Here is a 22,282-nt window from a genome sequence, read left to right as displayed (position 1 = left end):
CTCCCCCACCTGCGCGAAGACCGCCGCCCACGGAGCGTGGAGGCATGACGCAGCCCAGCCCCTTCCTCGCCGAGGTGAAGGAGGCCGTCACCCCCCGGGCCACCCTGCTCGTGGCCGGCGTACTCGCCCTCAGCCTGCTCTTCATCACCTCCTACGTCGGTGCCCTCCACGACCCGAAGCCCAGGGACGTCCCCGTCGGCGTCGTGGCACCCCCGGCGGTCGCCGGGCAGACGGTGGACCGGCTGGCCGGGCTGCCCGGCAGTCCCCTGGACCCCCGCGCGCTCCCCGACGCGGGGACCGCCCGCGCCCAGATCCTGAACCGCGACCTCTACGGCGCCCTGGTGATCGACCCGGCCGGCACCCGGGACACCCTCCTGGTCGCCAGCGGCGGCGGAAGGGTCCTGGCCCTCGCGCTGGAGACCCTCTTCACCGATCTGGAGCGACCACAGGACCGCACCCTGCGCACCGTCGACGTGGTCCCGGCCGACCCGCAGGACGCCAACGGGCTCACGCCCTTCTATCTGACCGTGGGCTGGTGCGTGGGCGGCTACCTGTGCGCGTCGATCATGGCGATCAGCTCCGGCTCCCGCCGCCCCACCCCGCGGCGCACCCTGATCCGCCTCTTCGCGATGGCCGTCGTCGCCGTCGTCGCGGGGCTCGGCGGCACCCTGATCGTCGGGCCGATCCTCGGGGCGCTCCCGGGCAGCATCCCCGCCCTGTGGGGCCTGGGCACCCTGACCGTCTTCGCGGTCGGCGCGGCCACCCTCGCCTTCCAGTCCCTCTTCGGCCTGGCCGGCATCGGCCTGGCCATCCTGATCATGGTGATCCTCGGCAACCCGAGCGCGGGCGGCGCCCTGCCGCCCCCGCTGCTCCCCCCGTTCTGGAAGGACATCGGCCCCGCCCTGCCCCCGGGCGCGGGCACCTGGGCGGCCCGCTCGATCGCCTACTTCAGGGGCAACGACTCCACGGGCTCCCTGCTGGTGCTGTCGGCGTGGGCGGTCGGCGGCGTGGCCGTCGCGCTCCTGACGGCGACAGTGCGGGGCAGAGACAGAGGCAAGGGCGGGGGCAGGGACCAGGACCGGACCGAGACCGCGGCCGTCCCGTGAGGGGACGGCGACGAGCCCCGCCCCCCCGACAGCGGGGGCGGGGCTCTCGTGAAAAGGCGTCAGCCGATCTCGGTACCCGTGGCGGACAGCGCCTCGGTCACCGGCTGGAAGAAGGTCTCGCCGCCGGAGGTGCAGTCACCGCTGCCACCGGAGGTGAGGCCGACCGCCTTGTCGCCGGAGAACAGTGAGCCGCCGCTGTCGCCGGGCTCGGCGCAGACGTCGGTCTGGATCAGCCCGTTGACGATGTCGCCGTTGCCGTAGTTCACGGTGGCGTCCAGGCCGGTCACCTTGCCCTCGTGCACCTGGGTGGTCGAACCGCTCCGGGTGACCGCCATGCCCACGGTGGCCTCGGCGGCACCGCTGATGGCCTGCGAGGAGCCGTTGTATAGGTTGACCTCGCTCGGGTGGTCGACGCCGGCGGTGTACTCGACCAGGCCGTAGTCGTCGTCCGGGAAGCTCGAGTCCGCGTTGGTGCCGATCTGCCGGCCGCTGGAGTCGGACCAGGTCGAGATGGACTCGGTGCAGTGCCCGGCCGTCAGGAAGAACGGCTCGCCGCCCTTGACGACGTTGAAGCCGAGCGAGCACCGCCCGCCGCCGCCGGTGATCGCGTCACCGCCCGCGACGAAGGGCTTGAACTCCCCCTTCGACCGCTTCAGTTCGACCGTGGCGCCCAGCCCGTCGGCCACCTCGGTGAGCTTGGCCCACTCGGCCTTGGAGACCGTGCGGTCGGCGGTGACCACGACCTTGTTGGCGGTCGGGTCCGTCACCCAGGCGGTGCCCGGGATGGTGGCGTCCTTCCGCAGCGTGGTGCGGGCGCTTCTGAGCTCGGCCAGCGAGTTCCGGACGACCCGCGCCTCGGCGCCGGCCGCCTCGACGGCGTCGGCGGCGTCCTCGTCGAGGACGTTCACCACGAGGCTCCTGGCCTCGGCGTCGTAGTAGGTGCCCGCGGTGTCGGTGCCGAGGTCCTTCACGAGGGTCGAGGCGAGCTTTCCGGCCGCGCCGGCCGACAGGGTCTTGGGCGCGGACGCCTCTGGCGTCTCACTCGCGTTCGCAGACTGCAAGGTCACTCCCGCGGCGACCAGTGCGGCGATGCCCGCACCTGCCACGGCGACCCGGCGCCTGGATATGCGTCGGTGCTTCAACTCACGTCCTCCTGTGGGGGGTCGGTCCGGGAGGTTGTGGGGACCTCGTCGGACCGGAAGGCGTACGGCGAAGGGGACGACTCACAACAAAAGCCACACCCGCGCCGGTTGAACACGCCTCACTATTCCTATGTTCGACAGGAGCACACAAGGTCGACTTCAGGACGCGCACAGAACACACACGCACACACCCCCCACTCTTGACCATGCACAGTCACGCCTGCCGCCTTCGCTCAGCAAACACCGCGAGCGAGCGAGGCATCAGCAGCGGGTGAGGTCTACTCCTGTCTTGAAATCGCCCCTGGAGTGCCGGACATCGACGGCCCCGGAAAAGCCCGGACGCACAACGACGAGCCCCCGCACGCGATCGCGTGCGGGGGCTCTGCCCGATGCCGTGCGGACCTCACCTGTGCCGTGCCGGCACGACGGTCAGTAGACGCTGACGCCGTAGGCGGACAGGGCCTCGGTGACCGGCTGGAAGAAGGTCGTGCCGCCGGAGCTGCAGTTGCCGCTGCCACCGGAGGTCAGACCGTAGGCCGTGCCGTTGCTGCCGTAGAGCGAACCGCCGGAGTCGCCGGGCTCGGCGCAGACCGTGGTCTGGATCAGGCCGGAGACGACGTCGCCGCCACCGTAGTTGACGGTCGCGTTGAGAGCGGTGACCTGGCCGCTGTGCGTACCGGTGGTCGAGCCGTCCCGGATGACCGTCGTGCCCACGCTCGGCGTGGCGGCGCGGGTGATGTCCACGCCGTTGGCGGTGCCGGGCCGGCTGACGGAGCCGGTGTAGCGCACGATGCCGTAGTCGTTGCCCGGGAAGCTGGAACCGGCGGTGGAGCCGATGACCGTGGTGCGCCCGGAGTTGGAGTACCAGGTCCCCGCGCCGTCGGTGCAGTGGCCGGCGGTCAGGAAGTACTGGTTGCCGCTGCTGTCCTGGACGTTGAAGCCGAGCGAGCAGCGCCAGCTGCTCGCGTAGATGGCGTCACCGCCCTGGATGAACTTCTGGAACGTGCCGGGGGTGCGCTTGATCGTGAGCGCGTCGGCGTCGGACCCGGCCTGCTTCTTGATCTTCGCTATCTCCGCCTGGGAGACCGTGCTGTCGACGGTCACCGTGACGCGGTTGGTCTTGCTGTCGACGGCCCAGGCGGTGCCCGGGACGTCGGCCTTCAGCACGGAGCCGCTGACGCTCTTGAGCTGGGCGGCGCTGAAGGTGGTGGGGGTTTCCGCGGCGGTCGCGTTGGGGATCGCGAAGGCCGCCGCAGCGACGAGTCCGGAGGACACGGCGATCAGCCGGGTCCGTCTGGTGATGCCGCTGCGGGGGGTGGTGCGCTTGATCCTCACGTTTCGTTCCCTCCAAGGGAAGTCGGGGGGCCCGCGTGGGGTCGGGGCCCGTGAGGCGCAGGCAGGGGGCCGAGCGTCCGGATTCCGAACATGCCGTGCCCCTGACAAGCGCTGAGGGGAGTATTCGGCCGAACGACCGGTCGGCACAAGGGTGCCTTTCGGCCGTCAACATTTGAACTATGTGTACGTGTTGGTCGAGGCTGTCCGCATCGGCGCCGGTCAGAGCAGGTTGCGCGCCCCCTCGCCCGGCGCGCCCCCGACGGCCCGGGAGAGAGCGCAGAGGTGCCCGTCGCCCGCACAAGAGGGGCGCGGGCCATGGCCACAGCGGGACGCCGGCCGGTGTCCGTCGCCGGAATCCGGCACACGGCGTACGCGCCCCGGGGCTTCGCGCGCCACGCGCCCCGACGCGCATCGACCCGCCCGACCCCCGCCCCCGCGCACGCCTCCGCCCTTCGCCGAGTGGCCGGAATTAGCCCCTCCGAATAGCGCCGCCGACCTCCCGCAATCCGGACAGCGCCCTCCCCGCGTTGCGGCGAACGGTTCTAGCAGCCGTCGCACGGGCAGCAGCAGTCGCACCCGTCGCAGTCGCAGTCACGGCAGCAGCCTTCGCGCTTCTTCCGGGACCAGGGGCCCTCGTACTCCTCCGCGCAGCACAGCTTGCAGGTGCAGCACAGCAGCCAGAACATCCCGCAGCCGGCCCAGAATCCGCGCCGTCCCTTCGGGGGCTGCGGTGCCGGGCCACCGCCGAAGCCGCCGAAGCCACCACCACCCCCACCGGGCGCTCCCCCGCCGCCGGCGAAGGGGTTGCCCCCGGCGTACGGATTCCCGCCACCGGCGTACGGGTTCTGCTGCGCGCCGTGAGGTCCCTGCTGCGGCGGCTGCCCGTACGGGCCCGGCTGATGGGAGGAGCAGACCGGCGTCGTACCGAACGCCCGGTCCACGGAGCGCCGCAGTTCGTGCACGAGCAGCAGATGCGCGAGCCCGGGCTCGGTGAACTCCACCTCGCGCAGCGCCAGCCGTACGCCCTGCACGGCGTCGTCGGCGAGCCGCCGCGCCTCCGCGAGCGAGGTCCCGGTCGCGGTCAGCGGGTTCCACGCACCGGCCTCGGCGTCGGCGGCCAGGTCCTCCACCGCGTCCAGGAGGTGCGCAAGCCGCCCGAAGAGCCGGCCGGCCTCGGCCAGCGGCCCGGCGTTGCCCGGCCGCCCGGCGAGGACGGCGGTGTGCGCGAAGGCGGCGGCGGTCGCGGTCTCCGTCGGCTCGGTGACGGTGAGGATCGGTGTGCCGGGTCCGGCGAGTGTCTCGATGCCGAGCTGCCGGTCGACGGCGTCCACAAGGACGGCCGTGTCGAAGCCGACGGCCGAGCCGGAGCGCAGACCCGCCGCACCCCAGCCGGCGGCCACCCGCCGCGCGGCGAGCGCCACCGGCCTGCGGGCCAGCAGCCCGTCCCCGTCGGCCACGTGGTCGCGCACCTTCGCCGAGGCGAGCACCAGCGAGACGGCGGCGGCCAGCCGGGCGCCCTCACCCTGAGCGACGGACGCGGTGCGCATTCCGCGCAACGGGCACGGCCCCGCCGTACGCCGCAGCGCACCGGAGCCGTCGGACTGAGCCTCCGTCAGGACGGATATCAGCAGCCCGTCGTAGTTCGTGACCACCCGGGCCAGCTGACCGTGGTCCCCGCGCAGCGCGAGGCACAGCCCGCACAGATGCGCCATCCATTCACTGGTGAACCGCTCTCCGAGCCGGTGACGGCAGGGCCTGACCATTCCGAACATGACGCTCCCCCGAGGTTGTTCCGCTGTGCCGAGCTGCCGCATCGTACCGGCCGTCCGTGCCTTTCCCCCGGGCGCGTCGTTCACCCGGACGCACCCCTCATCACCCGGACGCCGTGAAGAATCATATTTCACTCACAGTCAGCAGCCGTTTGTGGCACGCCCCTTGGGGGACACGGACTCTCGACGGATTCGCTGTGCACCAGTACCGTCACAAACCCCCCGCGCGGCGTCTATCCACTTGGCGCGACGTCCGCATCATGGATGACGATAGGGATGCGGAATGGAAAGAAAGACCGCTGTGAGAGGAGGCGTCCATGGGATCGGTGCGCAAGGCGAGTGCCTGGCTGGGCCTCGTTGACGACAACGATGACGAGCGTTACTACGACGACGACTACTCCGAAGGGCCCGAGTCCGGGGACGCCTGGGTCACCGATCCGCGGGTCAAGGTGGCCACGGACGTCGCCGAGGAGAAGGGCCGCCGTATCGGCACGGTCACCCCGGACAGCTTCCGGGACGCCCGCGCCATCGGCGAGCTGTTCCGGGACGGCGTCCCGGTCATCATGAACCTCACGGCCATGGAGCCCGCCGACGCCAAGCGTGTCGTCGACTTCGCGGCGGGGCTCATCTTCGGTCTGCGCGGTTCGATCGACCGCGTGTCCAACCGGGTGTTCCTGCTGTCCCCCGCCGACACCGAGATCGTCAGCGGCGAGCCGGCGGCGCACCGCGCGGACGGCTTCTACAACCAGAGCTGAGGCAGGGCCGCTCGCCGGCCCTGCCCGCTGGTGGGGTTCACCGGAAGGCGTCCAGCCCGGTGAGCGCCTTGCCCAGCACGAGCTGGTGCATCTCGACGGTGCCCTCGTAGGTGAGCACCGATTCGAGGTTGGTCGCGTGCCGCATCACGGGGTATTCGAGCGAGATCCCGTTGGCACCGAGGATCGTCCGGGACGTACGGCAGATGTCGATGGCCTCGCGGACGTTGTTGAGCTTGCCGAAGCTGACCTGCTCGGGACGCAGGCGGCCGGCGTCCATCCGCCGCCCGAGATGGTGGGCGAGCAGAATCCCCTTGTGCAGTTCGAGCGCCATGTCGGCGAGCTTGGCCTGGGTGAGCTGGAAGCCCCCGATCGGCCGGCCGAACTGCTCCCGCGTCTTCGCGTAGTCGACGGCGGCCTCGAAGCAGGACCGCGCCGCCCCCATGGCTCCCCACACGATCCCGTACCGGGCGTGCGAGAGGCAGCTGAGCGGACCCTTCAGCCCGACCACCTCCGGCAGCACGGCGTCGGCCGGCAGCCGTACGTCGTCCAGCACCAGCTCGCTGGTGACGGAGGCCCGCAGCGACAGCTTGTGCTTGATCTCCGGCGCGGAGAACCCGGCGCTGTCGGTGGGCACGACGAATCCGCGGATGCCCTCGTCGGTCTGCGCCCACACCACGGCGACCCCGGAGACGGACCCGTTGGTGATCCACATCTTGCGTCCGCCGAGCACCCAGTCGGAGCCGTCCTTCTTGGCGTAGGTGCGCAGGGAGGCGGGGTCGGAGCCGTGGTCGGGCTCGGTCAGCCCGAAGCACCCGATGACCTCGCCGGAGGCCATCCGGGGCAGCCAGGTCTGCTTCTGCTCCTCGCTGCCGAAGCGGTGGATGGCGTACATGGCGAGGGAGCCCTGCACGGAGACGAGGGAGCGGATGCCGGAGTCGGCGGCCTCCAGCTCCAGGCACGCCAGCCCGTACTGCACGGCGGAGGCGCCGGCGCAGCCGTAGCCGGTGAGGGACATCCCGAGGGCGCCGATCGCGCCGAGCTCCCGCGCCAGCTCCCGGATCTGAGGCAGCTCGCCCTTCTCGTACCACTCCGCGACATGGGGCAGGACCCGGTCCGCCGCCCACTGCCGCACGGTCGCCCGGACCGCCAGGTCCTCGGACTCGAGGAGGTCGTCGATGCCGAGGGGGTCGGCGGCCTCGAACGGGGGCAACTTCACGGACGCGGACATGGGACACCCTCCGGCAGCACGAAAACTAGCACCGCTCATCATCATCGACCGGCCCGACGCTACGACGCGCTCCCCCCGCACGTCCAGTGCGCACCGGCACCGCAGGGCCCCTCACGAGGGCCGGGTCAGGCGGAGACGCGGGGTTCCACGGCCTCCCGCGGCTTGGGCAGTTCCACGGGCGGGGCCTCGCACTGCATCACGCGGGGCAGGCGCAGCGCCATCGCGGCCCCGAGCAGCAGCAGACCGGCGCTGACGAGGAGCGTCACATGCAGCCCGTGCACGAAGGAGTCCCGTGCCGCGTGCCGCAGCGCCTCGCCGGCGCGTCCGCCGAGTTGCGTGGCGATCTCGTAGGCCTCGCCCAGCGAGTGCGAGGCGGACGAGGAGGTGGACGCCGGTACGCCCTCGACATGGGTGAGGCCGGGGGCGTAGGCCGCGTTCATCACGCTGCCGAGCAGCGCGATCCCGATGCCGGCGCCCAGCTGGTAGGACGTCTCACCGATGGCCGCCGCGCCCCCGGCCTGCTCCTGCGGCGCCTCGGAGAGCATCGACTCGTACGCCCCGAAGAGCGTGGTCTCCAGCCCGAAGCCGAGCAGGACGAATCCGGCGACCATGAGCGCGCAGTTGTCGGTCCGTCCCATGAACGTCAGCAGCACCACGGCGGCGGCCGTCAGGCAGAAGCCGAAGCACACCATCGCCCGCGGCCCGAACCGGCGCAGCATCCGCGCCCCCGCGAGTCCGGCCGCCATCGCGGCGAAGGTGAGCGGCAGCAGCCGCAGCCCGGTCTCCAGCGGGGACAGCCCGAGCACCAGCTGGAGGTACTGCGCGGCGATCAGTTCGAGGCCGACCAGGGCGAGCATGGCGAGCACGATGCACCCGACGGACGTGCTGAACGCGGGCCGCGCGAACATCCGGAGATCCACCAGCGGATACGTCCGACGCCGCTGCCGTCGTGCGAAGAGGACCAGCAGGGCCGCGCCGGCCAGGAGCGGTGCCAGGGTGAGCGCGCTCACCACGGGCTCCCCGCCGCCGAGCCGCTTCACGCCCAGCACCACGCCGAACAGTCCGGCCGCCGCCATCAGGGCGCCGACGACGTCCCAGGGGCCTTGGCGGTCGCCCTTCGACTCGGGCAGCAGCAGACGTCCCACCGGCAGGCTGACCAGCATCAGCGGGATGTTGACGAGGAAGACCGAGCCCCACCAGAAGTGCTCCAGCAGGAAGCCGCCGAGCAGGGGCCCGACCGCCGCGCCCACGGCGGCGACGGCGCTCCAGATACCGATGGCGAGGGCGCGTTCGCGCCGGTCGGGGAAGACCTGGCGCAGGATGGACAGGGTGGCCGGCATGATCATGGCGCCGCCGACGCCGAGCAGCGCGCGGGCGAGGATCAGCACCTGTGGATCGTGGGCGAGGGCGGCCAGGCCCGAGGCGAGGCCGAAGAGGCCGTACCCCAGGAGCAGCACGCGTCTGCGGCCCACGCGGTCGCCGAGCGTGCCGAAGAGGATCAGCAGCGAGGCGCAGACGAGCGGGTAGACGTCGACGATCCAGAGCAGTTCTATCGCGCCGGGCCGGAGGTCCTCGGTGACGGCGGGTACCGCCACGTGCAGGACGGTGGCGTCCACGGCGACCAGCAGCAGGCTGACGCAGAGGACGACGAGGACGACCCAGCGGTTGGCACCGGCCCCGGCCGCCCGACGGCGCAGCGCAGCGGCGGCCGTGGTCGTCCCGGACATGTACGTACCTCCCAGATGTTCCCTCGCCCCGGCGGGCTCACGGGGTGGGGACTCCCCGAGACTCGGCCGGAGTAAGCGGTGTCTCCGGCCCGCGCGACGAAGGGCGAGTGACTCGTCAGAGTACGCGAGTCCGCGAGGGCGCCGAGTGGCGGACCTCTCAGAGCTCCGCCCGGCGCCTGTGGCGTATGCCACACCACCGGCCGTACCGGCCCCCGTCCGGCCCCACCCCGGAGGGTGATCGGCGGGCAAAGGTCACCCGAGGCTCCGATGAACGAATTCATAAGGCGGGAATAACAAAGGGCCGAGACGATCAATGGAATTGAAGGAACGGGCGCCCGCCGATTAGCGATTCACAGGAATTGAAGGTCTCGCTGAGAGGAATGCCACATCACATCGTCATCACAAAGCCGTGGAATCGCCGTTCTACCGCGCTCACTCGCTGTAGCGTCGATTGGGTGTGTACCAAACCGAAGCTGACCCGTCTGGACCGGGTCTTCGCCAGGCTGGACCGGGAGCCCGAACGCCCGGCCCACATCGATGTGCCGCGGATGACCCCGCACCGGGTCGTGCTGTTCGCGGCGGCCCTCGCCTTCTACGGGGCCATCGTGTGGGCCGTCGTCGTCACCTCGTGGCTGGTCCGGCTGGACTGGCAGGTCATGTTCTTCCGCCCGTACCAGCAGTGGGCCGAGATCCACGCCTTCGTCGACTACTACGTGGTGCTGGGCCAGCGCGGCCCCACCGCCGTGATGGTCGCCGCGTGGCTCGGCTGGCGTTCCTGGCGGCAGCACACCCTGCGTCCGCTGCTCGCGCTCGGCGTCTCCCTGCTGCTGCTGAACGTGACCGTCGGCGCCGCCAAGCTCGGCATGGGCCGGCTCGGACCGCACTACGCGACCGAGATCGGCTCGAACGAGATGTGGCTCGGCGGCGATATATTTCCGAGCGGTCACACCGCGAACGCCGTGGTCACGTGGGGGATCCTCGCCTACCTGGCCTCCACCCCGAGAGCCCGCCGCTGGCTGTCCGCCCTGTCGGCGGTGACCTCGCTGGGCGTCGGCATGTCCACCGTCTACCTCGGCACGCACTGGCTGAGCGACGTGGTGCTCGGCTGGACCGCCGGCCTGCTGATCCTGCTCGCCCTGCCGTGGTTCGAGCCGCTGATCGCCCGCGCCGAGACCTGGCTGCTCGACCTGCGCGACCGCTGGCGGGAGCGCGGGGCCACCGGGGCGGCCGTGCCGGTCGCGCCGGTCGAGGCCCCGGTGCTGCTCTCCTCGCTCCCCGCGGCCGTGGAGGACGAGGCCGCGGCCCGGGAGGCGAGCCCTCCGCCCCGCTCCCCCAGGGCGCCGGTCTATCTGGCGCCCGGCCCGCACACCGCCCGCGCCGAGCGCGCCCCGGGGACGCCGGCCGGCAGCCGCAGGCCGCCGCACACGGAGCGCACCGCACGCGGCGCCGCCTCCACGGCCCGTCCGGTGACGGGCGGCTGACACCCCGGCGGCGGGGTCCGGTACACACACATGAGGCCCCGCGGCACGGCGAAGGCCCCGGTTCCCTCCACGGGAGCCGGGGCCTTCGGCCTGCTCAGCCCTTCCAGGCCCGCACGACCCGGTCGTCCTTCACCTCGAAGTTCAGCCGTCCCGAGCGGTACTCCATCGTGATGATCGCCCCCGGCGGCAGCGCGCGCACCGTGGACCACCCCCGGGTCCGGGCGCGCCGCTCGGCCCCGTCGGCGTCGAGGCCGACGTAGGTGTCCGGGTCGTCCTGGGGTTCGGTGGGGGGATGCGGAATCGGTGCCATGCGGCCCACGCTAGGGCCTCGGCGCGGGATCGGGCCAGAGGGCCCGCGGCCGTGCCCCTCCGCGTCCGCGTCCCCTCGGGGTCACGCTTTCGTCACAGCATCACGACACGCGTTCCGGTCACCTGAACGGCTGTGGAGGACACGATGAGCCGCCACACGAACGAGTGATTTCCAAGGCCCACCGCGGGCATTCGAACGCAATTCCCGCGTGTCGCCGAAGGCCCCCGGAAGTGGGGCGCGAGAGTTCCGCACAAGCGCCTCGGCATTCCTTTTCCCGGGATTTCGCGCGGGCTCCGGCTGCCGATGCCGCACGAAAAGTACATGGTTCTACCACAGAACCTCCGTACGCCCTCTGTCGCCGCACCGCCGACGCGAGCATCATGGCGTGAGCTCGCGTCGGCGCGTGCGGCGCGGGTTCAGCGGGCCCGGGGCACGGCGAGCGAAGGGGCGAGCGAGCGATGGGGACGCAGACCGTACCGGCGACGGCACGACCCATACGGAGCGAGAGGCCCGGCCGGGTGGTCGTCGACTGGCTGACCACGACCGACCACAAGAAGATCGGCCACCTCTACCTGATCACGTCGTTCGTGTTCTTCCTGGCCGGTGGTCTGATGGCGTTGCTGATGCGGGCGGAGCTGGCCCGGCCGGGCCTGCAGATCGTCACCAACGAGCAGTTCAACCAGCTCTTCACCCTGCACGGCACGATCATGCTGCTGCTGTTCGCGACGCCGACCTTCGCGGGGTTCGCCAACGAGCTGATGCCGCTGCAGATCGGCGCCCCGGACGTGGCCTTCCCCCGGCTGAACATGTTCTCGTACTGGCTGTTCCTGTTCGGCGGGCTGATCGTGATGGGCTCGCTGATCGTGCCGGACGGGCCGGCGTCCTTCGGCTGGTTCGCCTACGCGCCGCTCAACAGCCTCCAGCGGTCCCCCGGCATCGGCCCCGACCTGTGGATCATGGGCCTGGCCCTGGCCGGCTTCGGCACGATCCTGGGCGCCGTCAACTTCATCACCACGATCATCGGGATGCGCGCCCCCGGGATGACGATGTTCCGGATGCCGATCTTCACCTGGAACACGCTGTTCACGTCGATCCTCATCCTGATGGCGTTCCCGGTCCTGGCCGCCGCGCTGCTGGTGCTGGAGGCGGACCGCCGGTTCGGCTCGGTGGTGTTCGAGGCGGGCAACGGCGGAGCGCTGCTGTGGCAGCACCTGTTCTGGTTCTTCGGGCATCCCGAGGTCTACATCATCGCGCTGCCGTTCTTCGGCATCATCACGGAGATCATCCCGGTCTTCAGCAGGAAGCCGATCTTCGGCTATCTGACGCTGGTCGGCGCGACGATGGCGATCACCGGGCTGTCGATCGTGGTGTGGGCTCACCACATGTTCGTCACGGGCGCGGTGCTGCTGCCGTTCTTCTCCTTCATGAGCTTCCTGATCGCGGTCCCCACCGGGGTGAAGTTCTTCAACTGGACCGGGACCATGATCAAGGGCTCGCTGTCGTTCGAGACGCCGATGCTGTGGGCGACGGGCTTCCTGGTGACGTTCCTGTTCGGCGGTCTGACGGGGGTGATCCTCGCGTCGCCGCCGCTGGACTTCCACGTGTCCGACACGTACTTCGTGGTCGCCCACTTCCACTACGTCGTCTTCGGCACCGTGGTGTTCGCGATCTTCGCCGGGTTCCATTTCTGGTGGCCCAAGTTCACCGGGAAGATGCTCGACGAACGGCTCGGCAAGATCCACTTCTGGACGCTGTTCACCGGCTTCCACACGACGTTCCTGGTGCAGCACTGGCTGGGCGCGGAGGGCATGCCCCGCCGGTACGCCGACTACCTCGCCGCCGACGGCTTCACCGCCCTGAACACCGTCTCGACGATCGGCGCCTTCCTGCTCGGCCTGTCGACGCTGCCGTTCCTCTACAACGTCTGGAAGACGGCCCGGTACGGTGAGAAGGTCGAGGTCGACGACCCCTGGGGGTACGGCCGCTCGCTGGAGTGGGCGACCTCCTGCCCGCCGCCCCGGCACAACTTCACGACGCTGCCGCGCATCCGCTCGGAGGCCCCGGCGTTCGACCTGCACCATCCACAGCACGCGCTGGAGGCGCCGCAGCCCGAACCGCCGTCCCACCAGGCGTCGTCATGAGCGCCAACCGGCTCTCGACGCTCAGGTTGCCCTGCCGGGTCACGTACGGGACGCGGGAGGCCGACGGGTGGACGTCCATGGCGCCCGACGCCACCCGGTGGTCGGGGGCCTCCGCGGTCACGCCGGCGTAGGCGTCCCAGTGGCCCTCCGGCAGGACGACGGTGCTGGGCAGGGCTGCGCGCAGCCGGCCCCGGGCCGCCGGGGCGAGTGGCAGGGTGACCTCCTCGGGCCCCTCGCGGTGGCGCAGCACGAGATGGGCCGCGGCGTTCGCGTCGGGGGCGGTGACGTCGAACGTGAGCCCGCCGGCCGAGTCGGCGATGCAGTCGGCGCGCAGGGGCGCGGCCTGCGGCACGGTCGTCATGCGCTGCGGTTCCTCCTCGGCTCGGGGCTACGTCGGTTGGACCGGCGATACCGCCGTTTGGTTGCCCTTCAGGGCCGGTACGGCGGCTGCGCCATCTCCAGGCACGTGCGGTTCATGTCTCCCTGGGAGACCCGGCCCCTGCCGTCCTCCCGGCGGGCCACCGACAGACAGGTGCGGCGGCTCTTCGGCGGCACGGGCAGCCGCTCGAACCCGACGGGGAGTAGCAGCCCGCCCGCGGTGAACCCCGGACTGCGGTCGATGTGGTCGTCCACGCACACGCGGGTGACGCCCCGGCCGGCGCACGCCGCCGGGCCGGGCGTCACCGTGTTGGGCCGCAACGGCAGCGGCCGTACGACCGTCCCGCGCACCCTGGCCGGGGTCGTGCCCCTGGCGGCGGGCGCCGTGGTGGGGGACGGCGCCGACGTGACCGAGACGCCGCGTACGGGCGGGCCCGCCGGGGGATGTGCCTGGTGCCCGAGCGCCAGGCGGTGTTCGGCTCCGTCACCGGGCGCGAGAACCTCGAATTCGTCGCCCGTTCCCCCGACATGGCGCTGGAGGCCTACCCCGCGCTCGTCCCGCTCCTGGCGCGCCGCGCCGGCACGCTCTCCGGGGGCGAGCAGCGGATGCCGGCCCTGTCCCGCGCCCTGCCGGCCCGCGCGCGGGTCGTCCTGGTGCACGAGCCGGCGCGGGGCACGGCACAGGCGGTGGCCGCCCGGACGTACGACCTGCCGGCCGGGCTCGACGCGTGCGTGGTCGTCGCCGAGCAACGACTGCCGCCCGCCCTGCGGGAGCGGGCGGCAGTCGTCCACGAACCGCGGCGCGGGGCGCTCGTCTTCAGTGGTGAGAGCGCTGAGTACCGGCGCCTGGCCGCGGCACGGGCAGGAGGGTCGACCCCCTCGGCATGAGCAGCAGGGCACCGGGGATGAGCAGGTCCTCGAGCCTGTGGTCGGGGTAGGCGGGCTGGTCGGCGCCCGTGTCCCAGCCGGGGGCGGTGGCCTTCTCGGGCTCGGTCGCCGGCGCGGTCTTCGGGGACTTGCCGGTCCCGGTCGACGCACCGGTCCCGGAGCCCGACCCGGACCCGGCGGGCTTGCCCTCCTTCTTCGGCTTGCCCTGCTTCGGCTCATCGCCCTTCGCGGGCTTCTCGTCCTTGCCCGGCTTCTCGTCCTTGGCCGGCTTCCCGTCCTTCGAGGGCTTCGCCGGCTTGGTGGGCTTGGCCGGCTTCTCGGCGTCCGGCTTGCCGCCCTTGCCGGGCTGGGTGACGGCGGGCTTCTCCAGCGTCATCCGGCCGGCGAGCCCGTACCGGCGGGAGCACTGCGGCCAGGCGCCCCAGCCCTGGACCGCCACCACCTTGACGGCGATGGTGATCTGCTCCTCGCGGGTGGCGAGGTCCGCGCGCGGGGCGAACTTCAGCCCGCCGAAGCCCGCCCAGGTGGACTGCGAGAACTGCAGCCCGCCGTAATGGCCGTTGCCGGTGTTGATGTGCCAGTCGCCGCCGCTCTCGCACTGGGCGACACAGCCCCAGGGCCACTGGTCCTTGGCACAGCTCAGGGACGCGTGTTTGGGCGGAGGCCCGGACATATATGGTGCGGAGGCCCCCCGGGGGGCGTACGTGGCCTGCGACGTCCCCGGGGTGACGGCGGTCAGCAGGACGGCGGCCAGGACGATGGTCAGCGGTGCGTTCTTCATATGAGCACGCTAGGCAGCTCCTTGCGGCCGTCCCGGCGCGGCGCGTCCGACAACGGCCGGGCCCCACCCGGTCGGCGGACCGGGCGGGGCCCGCATCAGGCGTGCGCGGGTCAGAGTTCGAGTCGCTGTCCCGGCACGATCAGGTCGGGGTCGTCGCCGATGACGGCCCGGTTGGCGGCGTGCAGCCGCTGCCAGGTGGTGCCGTGCCGGGCGGCGATGCCGCTCAGCGTGTCGCCCGCGCGCACGGTGTAGTCACCCCGCGAGGAACCGCGTGCGGGGTGTCCGGGCTGCGTGTCCGGTGTCCGCGCGGGAGTCGACGGGGCCGCCTTCTTCGCCGTGGCGGAGGAGGATGCCGTCGAGCCGTGCGTGGAGGCCGCCGGGGCGCTCCCGTTGGCGCCGGCCCGGGCCGAGCAGGTGGGCCAGGCGCCCCAACCCTGGGCGCGCTGGACCTTGGTGGCCACGGCGATCTGCTGCTCCCTGGACGCGCCGTCCGCCGTGGGCGCGTAGGCGGTGCCGCCGTAGGCCCGCCAGGTGGAGGCGGCGAACTGGAGCCCGCCGTAGTAGCCGTTGCCGGTGTTGATGTGCCAGTCTCCGCCGCTCTCGCACTGCGCGATGCGGTCCCACACGCCGCTGTCCGCCGCCGCGGCGTCGCCGGTGGCGGCCAGGAGTCCGAGCGGAGCGAGCAGTGCCGCTCCGGCGAGGACGGCTCCCGCCCTGGTCCGGCTTCCGCCCGGAGCCTTCGGCTTCTTCCGGACGTCGTGGTGAGTGGTATCGGCACATTCGGACATATGGTTCCCTCTCCGAGGACCCGGGGTCCCCGGGCGGTACGCCGCCGTACGCGCCATGGGACGCGTGGCCGGCGCCCCGCCCCGTCCGCCGGGAGGCTGGTACTGCGTTCCGGCGGGCGCTGCTTGCCGGTTGGCGGACGTACCCGGGCGGTGCTCGTTGCACACGGCGGAGGAATCTAAGGAGCCGGGCCGCCCGGCATCAACCAACTCCTCGTCATTCCAGGCCAGTTCGCCGTTACCTAGGGTATCGGCGATTATCGGCCACCCACTTCATTCCGTGATTTCGGGATTTGTCGACCATGGGCGGCCGCGATCTGTGACCCACCCCACGCAACCAACTTCCGTACATTTTCCTTTACTTGACGGTGAGTAGGCGGTTCCGGACCGATGGTGACCGAGCGCGTCGGATGGTTCGATTCCGTTCGCCCTGATGCGTGACTCCCGCCACAGATCGTCCGTTGTCTTCTTCATGAGCCCGGGGCCAGCCCGGTTCACGGGCCGGGAGCCACCCGGCCCCGCCACGCCACATCCCGAGGGAGCCATCCGTGCCGCGCATGCTCGACGTCAGCGACGAGGTACGTGCCGAGATCGGCGACGAGGAAGCCGACCGGCTGCTCGCCGGGGAGAACGCCCCGGGCAGCTACGACTGCACGTCCTGCCGCACCCCGGGCGACTCCGGACAGGAGCGCACCAGCACCGTCCTGTTCATCGGCGAGGAGACCGCCGTCCTCGCCTTCGCCCACGCCACCTGTCTGCCCTCGCAGGTCGTCCAGGTCACCGAGGACCAGCTGCGGGGAGCGGTGAAGTCCATCACCGGCGACCGCGTCGACCCGGAGCCCCAGCGGGTCGTGCCGGAGCAGGCGGTGCTGGGCGTGACCAGCGGGCTGATCCTGATCGCCGGGGAGCTGCACCCCGCCCTGGTCGTCGAGCCGACCGGCCCGATCGTGCGGCCCGGCGCGACCGGCACCGGCGACGACTTCCTGCCGCTGCTGATCGAGCAGGGGTTCATGCCGGCGACCGAACTGGCGGACGTGCCGCCGGTGCTGCACGGCTGGTCCGTGCTGCTGGCCATGGGGCAGCTGCACGCCGTCCTGCAGCCGGGGCCGAACGGCGGTCAGCCGGTGGCCTGGTGGCAGGCCCACCAGCCGCTCCAGGTGACCGACGGCTGGCGGGCCGCCGCCAACAAGCACCAGCAGGTGCTGATGTTCGCGGCCCCGGTGGGCTCCATCGGCCGCCAGCCCCGGGAGGACCTGCTGCGCGGCGCGCTGGACAGGGCGGCGGCCAACGGGCAGCTGGTGGCGGCCGCGCTGCCGCTCGCGGGGACCTGACCGCGCCCGTCCGGCGGGCCCGTCACCCGCGGGCGGACGGGCCGGGGCAGCCGCACACCGGGGGCGCCGCACGCCCCTTTGGTGCGCTCACCGGCCGCATCCCTTCCGGTGCCGGGTCGTTTGGACATACGTGCATGCATACGACGTTCCCCGCTTCCAGGGCGGCTCCTCGCCCACCCCGATCTACGACGCGCTCTACGCCGAATACGTCAAGTCCTTCCGCTCCCTGCCGGGAGACCGCAGCGGCGAGGAGGATCTGGGGTTCGTCGCCTTCGGCAACATCCAGCGCGGCACGGGCAGCTACTACGGCGGCCACCGCGCGGGGTCGTTCAGCGGCTCGTACAGCGCCTACAGCGCGGGGGCGCACAGCGCCCGGCACCACGGCGGGCAGCAGCCGCAGTGGCAGCGCGTCGGGCACATCGGGCCCCAGGGCTCCGGGATGCAGCACGTGCCGGCGGCGCTGCCACCGGCACGCAGGGGCTGAAGGACAGGGCGAAGGGGCGGTCCCGAGTGGGACCGCCCCTTCGCCCTGTCGTCACTTCTTCTTGCCGCGCTTCTCGCGCACGCGCACGGAGATGTGGATCGGCGTCCCCTCGAAGCCGAACTCCTCCCGCAGCCGGCGCTCGATGAAGCGGCGGTAGCCCGCCTCGATGAAGCCGGAGGCGAACAGGACGAACCGCGGGGGCTTGGTGCCGGCCTGGGTGCCGAAGAGGATGCGGGGCTGCTTGCCGCCGCGGACCGGGTGCGGGTGGGCGGCGACCAGCTCACCGAGGAAGGCGTTCAGGCGGCCGGTGGGGACCCGGGTCTCCCAGCCCGCGAGCGCCGTCTCGATCGCCGGGACCAGCTTCTCCATGTGCCGCCCGGTGCGCGCCGACACGTTCACCCGGGGCGCCCAGGAGACCTGGCCGAACTCGGTCTCGATCTCCCGCTCCAGGTAGTAGCGGCGCTCCTCGTCGAGGGTGTCCCACTTGTTGTAGGCGATGACCATGGCGCGGCCGGCCTCGACGGCCATCGTCACGATCCGCTGGTCCTGGACCGAGATGGACTCCGAGGCGTCGATCAGGATGACCGCCACCTCGGCCTTCTCCACGGCGGCCGCGGTGCGCAGCGAGGCGTAGTAGTCGGCGCCCTGCTGCAGGTGGACCCGCTTGCGGATGCCGGCGGTGTCGACGAACTTCCAGGTGACGCCGCCGAGTTCGATCAGCTCGTCGACCGGGTCGCGGGTGGTGCCGGCGAGTTCGTCGACGACGACGCGCTCCTCGTTCGCCACCTTGTTCAGCAGGGAGGACTTGCCGACGTTGGGGCGCCCGATGAGGGCGACGCGGCGCGGGCCGCCGACGGCCGCGCCGCCGAAGGTCTGCGCGGGCGCGGTGGGCAGCACCTCCAGGACGGCGTCCAGCATGTCGCCGGTGCCGCGGCCGTGCAGCGCGGAGACCGGGTGCGGCTCGCCGAGCCCGAGGGACCACAGGTAGGCCGCGTCGGCCTCGCCGCTGGGACCGTCCACCTTGTTGGCGGCCAGCACGACGGGCTTGCCGGCCTTGCGCAGCAGCCGGACGACCGCCTCGTCGGTGTCGGTGGCGCCGACCTTGGCGTCGACGACGAACACGACGGCGTCGGCGGCCTCGATCGCGTACTCGGCCTGGGCGGCCACGGAGGCGTCGATGCCGAGGACGTCCTGCTCCCAGCCGCCGGTGTCGACGAGCTTGAAGCGGCGGCCCGCCCACTCGGCCTCGTAGGTCACGCGGTCGCGGGTGACGCCGGGCTTGTCCTCGACGACGGCCTCACGGCGCCCGATGATCCGGTTGACGAGGGTCGACTTGCCGACATTGGGCCGGCCGACGACGGCGAGCACGGGCAGCGGGCCGTGCCCGGCCGCCTCGATCGCCCCCTCGACGTCCTCGATGTCGAAGCCCTCTTCCGCGGCGAGCTCCATGAACTCCGCGTACTCGGCGTCGCCAAGCGCTCCGTGGTCGTGCTCCTCGCCGGAGCCCTCGGAGTGGATGTGGTCGTTCATGAAGTCCGTACCTTCGTTCATCGTGGTGATCGGTGGATCGGCCGGTGGTCCACCCGCTGATCCACTACTCAGTGTCGCCTAGCGACCGGTCAGCCGCCTGGCGTTTTCCAGGTGTGCGGTGAGCTCCTTCTGGATGCGCTCCGTCGCCTCGTCGAGCGCGCGACGGGTGCGCCGCCCGCTGCCGTCGCCCGCGTCGAACGGGTCGCCGAAGACGACGTCCACGCGGTGCCGCAGCGGGGGCAGCCCCTTGATCAACCGTCCGCGCCTCTCGGAACTTCCCAGCACCGCGACCGGGACGATCGGGGCGCCGCCGCGCACGGCGAAGTACGCGAGTCCGGCGCGCAGCGACGCGAAGTCGCCCTCGCCCCGGGTGCCCTCGGGGAATATGCCGAGGACGCCGCCCTGGCCCAGCACGTCGAGCGCCCGGGTGATGGCCGTGCGGTCGGCGGCGTGCCGGTCCACCTTCAGCTGCCCGATGCCGGTCAGGAAGGGGTCGAGCGGGCCGATGAAGGCTTCCTTCTTGATCAGGAAGTGCACGGGCCGGGGAGCGACGCCCATCACCATGGGCCCGTCGATGTTGTGGCTGTGGTTGACCGCGATGATCAGCGGCCCGGCGGCGGGCACTCTCCAGGCGCCCAGGACCCGCGGTCGCCACAGCCCGTACATCAGGCCGACGCCGATCCGCCGCCCGATGTCGGCACCGCGCTCGGATGGAGCTGTCACTTCGCGGCCCGCTTCTCCTCGACGAGCGTGACGACGCACTCGATGACCTGCTGGAGGGTGAGCTCGGTGGTGTCCACCTCGACCGCGTCGTCCGCCTTGGCCAGCGGGGAGGTCTTGCGGCTGGAGTCGGCCGCGTCCCGCTTCAGCAGCGCCTCGCGGGTGGAGTGCACGTCGGCGCCCTTGAGCTCACCGCTGCGGCGGGCGGCGCGGGCCTCCGCGGAGGCGGTGAGGAAGATCTTCAGGTCGGCGTCGGGAAGGACGGTGGTGCCGATGTCGCGTCCCTCGACGACGATGCCGCGCTCGGCGGAGGTGGCGGTCGTGCGCTGCAGCTCGGTGATCCGGGCGCGCACCTCGGGCACCGCGCTGACCGCGCTGACCTGGGAGGTGACCTCCTGGGTGCGGATCGGGCCGGCCACGTCGACGCCGTCCACGGTGATCGTCGGGGCCGACGGGTCGGTGCCGGAGACGATCTCGGGCTTGCCGGCCACGGCGGCGATCGCGGACGGGTCCCCTATGTCGATGCCGTTGGTCACCATCCACCAGGTGATCGCCCGGTACTGGGCGCCGGTGTCCAGGTAGCGCAGTCCGAGCTGCGCGGCGACGGCCTTCGAGGTGCTCGACTTGCCCGTGCCGGAGGGGCCGTCGATGGCGACAATCACGGGCTTGGCGGCACCGTTTTCCACGGGAGGACACCTTCCTGGTGCTGTGGGGCGTGAGTGGGGGAACGCGAGGGCGCCCCGCACAAGGTTACTGGGTGCGCGTCACTCGTCCGGCCGCGCCCGGAACGGACGACCGGCGCCGGCCGCGGGGCCGGCTACTGCCGGATCGCCCAGCCCCGCTCCCGCAGGGCCGCGGTGAGCACCGGGGCCGCCTTGGGCTCCACCATGAGCTGCACCAGACCGGCCTGCTGCCCGGTGGCGTGCTCGATGCGGACGTCCTCGATGTTCACGCCGGCCCGGTCGGCGTCGGCGAAGATCCGCGCCAGCTGTCCGGGCTGGTCGTCGATGAGCACGGCCACGACGTCGTAGACCCGCGGGGCCGTGCCGTGCTTGCCGGGGACCCGCACCTGGCCGGCGTTCCCCCGGCGCAGGACGTCCTCGATGCCGGAGACGCCCTCGAGCCGCTTGTCCTCGTCGGAGGACTGCAGCGCCCGCAGCGCCCGGACGGTCTCCTCCAGGTCGGCTGCGACGTCCGTGAGCAGGTCCGCGACCGGTCCGGGGTTCGCGGAGAGGATGTCGATCCACATCCGGGGGTCGGAGGCCGCGATCCGGGTCACGTCCCGTACGCCCTGGCCGCACAGCCGGACGGCCGCCTCCTCGGCGCCCTCCAGACGGGCGGCGACCATGCTGGACATCAGGTGGGGCATGTGGGAGACCAGGGCGACCGCGCGGTCGTGGGCGTCGGCGTCCATCACGACCGGGACCGCGCGGCAGTGCGAGACCAGTTCCAGGGCGAGGTTCAGCACCTCGGTGTCGGTGTCCCGGGTGGGGGTGAGCACCCAGGGGCGGCCCTCGAACAGGTCGCCGGTGGCGGCCAGCGGCCCGGACTTCTCACGGCCCGACATGGGGTGGGTGCCGAGGTAGGCGGACAGGTCGAGGCCCAGCGCCTCCAGCTCACGGCGCGGTCCGCCCTTGACGCTGGCGACGTCGAGGTAGCCGCGGGCGACGCCCCGGCGCATCGCGTCGGCGAGGACGGCCGCCACGTGCGCGGGGGGCGCGGCGACGATCGCGAGGTCGACGGGGCCGTCGGGCGCCTCGTCCGTGCCGGCGCCGAGCGCGGCGGCCGTGCGGGCCTGCTCGGGGTCGTGGTCGGCGAGGTGGACGGTGACGCCCCGCTGGGACAGGGCGAGGGCGGCGGAGGTGCCGATGAGTCCGGTGCCGATGACGAGTGCGGTTCTCACTGGGCGATGTCCTTGCGCAGGGCGGCGGCGGCACCGAGGTAGACGTGGACGATGCCGGCGCGGGGCCGGTCGGACTCGATGTGCGCGAGGATCCGGACGACCCGGGGCATGGCGCCCTCGACGTCGAGTTCCTGGGCGCAGATCAGCGGGACGTCCACGATCCCGAGCTTGCGGGCGGCGGCCGCGGGGAAGTCGCTGTGCAGGTCGGGGGTGGCCGTGAACCAGATGCTGATCAGGTCGTCCGCGGTGAGGTCGTTGCGTTCGAGGACGGCGGTGAGCAGGGCTCCGACCCGCTCGTCCATATGCCCGGCCTCGTCCCGCTCCAGCTGGACGGCCCCCCGGACCGCTCGTACCGCCACGGCGCTGCTCCTCGCTGATGTACCGATCGCCTCTACGCCGGTCCAGCCTAGTCAGCCCGCACGCCGCCCACGCACCGCGCCCGTACGCTGAGACACCGCCCGGGACAGGACGAATGCGCGATTTGCGGT

General features: G+C 72.1%; 19 protein-coding genes and 3 pseudogenes. 7 read left to right on the top strand and 15 right to left on the bottom strand.

All coding sequences use genetic code 11. The annotated features are described in order from the left end of the window. Positions 1–44 precede the first annotated feature (44 nt). A complete protein-coding gene (locus ABZ899_RS02630) occupies positions 45–1,106 on the top strand; it encodes a DUF3533 domain-containing protein (RefSeq protein WP_361339681.1) in 1,062 nt (353 codons plus the stop codon). Positions 1,107–1,165: 59 nt separating this feature from the next. Here ABZ899_RS02630 and ABZ899_RS02625 read toward each other — a convergent pair whose 3' ends face one another. The 3 genes from ABZ899_RS02625 to ABZ899_RS02615 all read right to left on the bottom strand — a co-directional run bounded on the left by ABZ899_RS02625 (position 1,166) and on the right by ABZ899_RS02615 (position 5,355). Then, positions 1,166–2,248 (bottom strand): S1 family peptidase, encoded by a 1,083-nt coding sequence (locus ABZ899_RS02625; protein ID WP_361339679.1) that lies wholly within the window; start codon positions 2,246–2,248, stop codon positions 1,166–1,168. Between the two features lie 429 nt (positions 2,249–2,677). After that, entirely contained in the window at positions 2,678–3,583 is a 906-nt protein-coding gene (locus tag ABZ899_RS02620) for a S1 family peptidase (RefSeq protein ID WP_361339676.1), read from the bottom strand. Positions 3,584–4,125: 542 nt separating this feature from the next. Continuing rightward, positions 4,126–5,355: a DUF5685 family protein gene (locus tag ABZ899_RS02615; RefSeq protein WP_361339673.1), complete on the bottom strand. Its 1,230-nt coding sequence runs from the start codon at positions 5,353–5,355 to the stop codon at positions 4,126–4,128. A 314-nt stretch (positions 5,356–5,669) separates the two neighbouring features. On the opposite strand from ABZ899_RS02615, the gene ABZ899_RS02610 reads away from it, so the two are divergent. Next, positions 5,670–6,107 carry a cell division protein SepF gene (locus tag ABZ899_RS02610; protein WP_361339670.1) on the top strand — a complete coding sequence of 146 codons (438 nt, stop codon included), beginning with the start codon at positions 5,670–5,672 and terminating at the stop codon, positions 6,105–6,107. Between the two features lie 37 nt (positions 6,108–6,144). Here ABZ899_RS02610 and ABZ899_RS02605 read toward each other — a convergent pair whose 3' ends face one another. Together ABZ899_RS02605 and ABZ899_RS02600 are read right to left on the bottom strand one after the other, a co-directional pair. Next, on the bottom strand, positions 6,145–7,335 hold the full coding sequence (locus ABZ899_RS02605) for an acyl-CoA dehydrogenase family protein (protein WP_361339667.1): 1,191 nt from the start codon (positions 7,333–7,335) through the stop codon (positions 6,145–6,147). A gap of 125 nt (positions 7,336–7,460) precedes the next feature. Then, positions 7,461–9,062, bottom strand: coding sequence for an MFS transporter (locus ABZ899_RS02600; protein WP_361339665.1), 1,602 nt, complete (start codon positions 9,060–9,062; stop codon positions 7,461–7,463). 455 nt (positions 9,063–9,517) lie between these two features. On the opposite strand from ABZ899_RS02600, the gene ABZ899_RS02595 reads away from it, so the two are divergent. Continuing rightward, complete coding sequence (locus ABZ899_RS02595; protein ID WP_361339662.1) at positions 9,518–10,543, top strand: phosphatase PAP2 family protein; 1,026 nt, start codon at positions 9,518–9,520, stop codon at positions 10,541–10,543. A gap of 94 nt (positions 10,544–10,637) precedes the next feature. Here ABZ899_RS02595 and ABZ899_RS02590 read toward each other — a convergent pair whose 3' ends face one another. Beyond that, complete coding sequence (locus ABZ899_RS02590; protein ID WP_361339660.1) at positions 10,638–10,853, bottom strand: I78 family peptidase inhibitor; 216 nt, start codon at positions 10,851–10,853, stop codon at positions 10,638–10,640. A gap of 458 nt (positions 10,854–11,311) precedes the next feature. Here ABZ899_RS02590 and ctaD point away from each other — a divergent pair, with 458 nt between their 5' ends. After that, positions 11,312–12,994, top strand: a complete 1,683-nt coding sequence (ctaD, locus tag ABZ899_RS02585; protein ID WP_361339657.1) for a cytochrome c oxidase subunit I — start codon at positions 11,312–11,314, stop codon at positions 12,992–12,994. Here ctaD and ABZ899_RS02580 read toward each other — a convergent pair. Together ABZ899_RS02580 and ABZ899_RS02575 are read right to left on the bottom strand one after the other, a co-directional pair. After that, the gene (locus tag ABZ899_RS02580) at positions 12,882–13,355 is read right to left on the bottom strand and encodes a hypothetical protein (RefSeq protein WP_361339654.1); all 474 of its coding nucleotides are present in this window, start codon (positions 13,353–13,355) and stop codon (positions 12,882–12,884) included. The genes ctaD and ABZ899_RS02580 overlap by 113 nt on opposite strands. Positions 13,356–13,423: 68 nt before the next feature. Continuing rightward, positions 13,424–13,660: pseudogene (locus tag ABZ899_RS02575) on the bottom strand (amino acid ABC transporter substrate-binding protein); the annotation flags it as partial. Here ABZ899_RS02575 and ABZ899_RS02570 point away from each other — a divergent pair. Beyond that, positions 13,659–14,260: pseudogene (locus tag ABZ899_RS02570) on the top strand (ATP-binding cassette domain-containing protein); the annotation flags it as partial. The pseudogenes ABZ899_RS02575 and ABZ899_RS02570 sit on opposite strands and share 2 nt — an antisense overlap. 376 nt (positions 14,261–14,636) lie before the next feature. On the opposite strand, the pseudogene ABZ899_RS02565 reads toward ABZ899_RS02570, so the two are convergent. Together ABZ899_RS02565 and ABZ899_RS02560 are read right to left on the bottom strand one after the other, a co-directional pair. Then, positions 14,637–14,933, bottom strand: a pseudogene (locus ABZ899_RS02565) (transglycosylase family protein); the annotation flags it as partial. Between the two features lie 218 nt (positions 14,934–15,151). Further along, positions 15,152–15,829 (bottom strand): transglycosylase family protein, encoded by a 678-nt coding sequence (locus ABZ899_RS02560; RefSeq protein WP_361339652.1) that lies wholly within the window; start codon positions 15,827–15,829, stop codon positions 15,152–15,154. Positions 15,830–16,374: 545 nt separating this feature from the next. Here ABZ899_RS02560 and ABZ899_RS02555 point away from each other — a divergent pair. Next, a complete protein-coding gene (locus tag ABZ899_RS02555) occupies positions 16,375–17,157 on the top strand; it encodes a hypothetical protein (protein WP_361339650.1) in 783 nt (260 codons plus the stop codon). A 130-nt stretch (positions 17,158–17,287) separates the two neighbouring features. After that, complete coding sequence (locus tag ABZ899_RS02550) at positions 17,288–17,641, top strand: hypothetical protein (RefSeq protein WP_361339647.1); 354 nt, start codon at positions 17,288–17,290, stop codon at positions 17,639–17,641. A 51-nt stretch (positions 17,642–17,692) separates the two neighbouring features. Here the strand turns inward: ABZ899_RS02550 and der are convergent, their stop codons facing one another. The 5 genes from der to aroH form a co-directional block, all read right to left on the bottom strand. Beyond that, a complete protein-coding gene (der, locus tag ABZ899_RS02545; protein ID WP_361339644.1) occupies positions 17,693–19,171 on the bottom strand; it encodes a ribosome biogenesis GTPase Der in 1,479 nt (492 codons plus the stop codon). A gap of 78 nt (positions 19,172–19,249) precedes the next feature. Further along, positions 19,250–19,837, bottom strand: a complete 588-nt coding sequence (locus ABZ899_RS02540) for a lysophospholipid acyltransferase family protein (RefSeq protein ID WP_361340553.1) — start codon at positions 19,835–19,837, stop codon at positions 19,250–19,252. A 53-nt stretch (positions 19,838–19,890) separates the two neighbouring features. Next, on the bottom strand, positions 19,891–20,577 hold the full coding sequence (cmk, locus tag ABZ899_RS02535; protein WP_361339642.1) for a (d)CMP kinase: 687 nt from the start codon (positions 20,575–20,577) through the stop codon (positions 19,891–19,893). Positions 20,578–20,708: 131 nt separating this feature from the next. Further along, positions 20,709–21,794 carry a prephenate dehydrogenase gene (locus tag ABZ899_RS02530; protein ID WP_361339639.1) on the bottom strand — a complete coding sequence of 362 codons (1,086 nt, stop codon included), beginning with the start codon at positions 21,792–21,794 and terminating at the stop codon, positions 20,709–20,711. Beyond that, complete coding sequence (aroH, locus tag ABZ899_RS02525; protein WP_361339636.1) at positions 21,791–22,153, bottom strand: chorismate mutase; 363 nt, start codon at positions 22,151–22,153, stop codon at positions 21,791–21,793. Before aroH ends, ABZ899_RS02530 begins: the two co-directional genes overlap by 4 nt. Between the last annotated feature and the right edge of the window lie 129 nt (positions 22,154–22,282).

The organism is Streptomyces sp. NPDC046859 (genome assembly GCF_040645135.1).
Classification (GTDB): domain Bacteria; phylum Actinomycetota; class Actinomycetes; order Streptomycetales; family Streptomycetaceae; genus Streptomyces.
Note: the sequence above shows the minus strand (reverse complement) of the source record. Positions and strands in the feature narration are given on the sequence as shown.